Genomic DNA, 497 nt, shown 5'->3' with positions numbered 1-497 from the left:
GGGAGTGAAACCGCCGCGGAACTGGATGTAGACCAGGGTGAAGATCACGCCCAGCACCACCACCACGAGCAAGGTGATGAACTTGTACGGCGGCTCGCGGGAGTCGTTGATCTGAACGGGTGAACCTTCCACGGCGCTACACCGTGAGCCCGGAAATCATCGGGAACAGCCAGCCATACGGTCGGTTATCCAGGTAACCCACCGTCGCCAACCCTGCCCCTCGCCTCGGTTCCGTCGCCACCCGGCGCTGGCCTGTACACACATGTAATAAGACCAGTGAAATGTACCGCGCCGCAGGGGCACAAACAAAGCAACGGCGGGACCGGTGGGCGTACAACACGATCTTTTGACGACGCGCCCCGGCGGGTGGCGACCGACTGCTGCCGTCGGCTCGCGAATAATGTTGCCTGGCAGAGCTTTCGCAATACTACGGGTTGATGGTGTTGTCGCCGACCTGGCGGCCCCAGACGTATTCGATGGCGTACGGCGACCCGGTA

The 497-nt window shown here is 62.0% G+C and carries 1 protein-coding gene; it reads right to left on the bottom strand.

Translation table 11 applies throughout. From position 1 onward, the window contains the following. Positions 1-427: 427 nt before the first annotated feature. A partial coding sequence (locus AC5Y5B_RS25250; RefSeq protein WP_500006365.1) for a hypothetical protein occupies positions 428-497 on the bottom strand: 70 nt, incomplete at its 5' end.

Source organism: Mycobacterium sp. NGS33 (genome assembly GCF_059812885.1).
The sequence above is the reverse complement of the archived record's forward strand: the minus strand, read 5'-3'. Positions and strand labels throughout refer to the sequence as shown.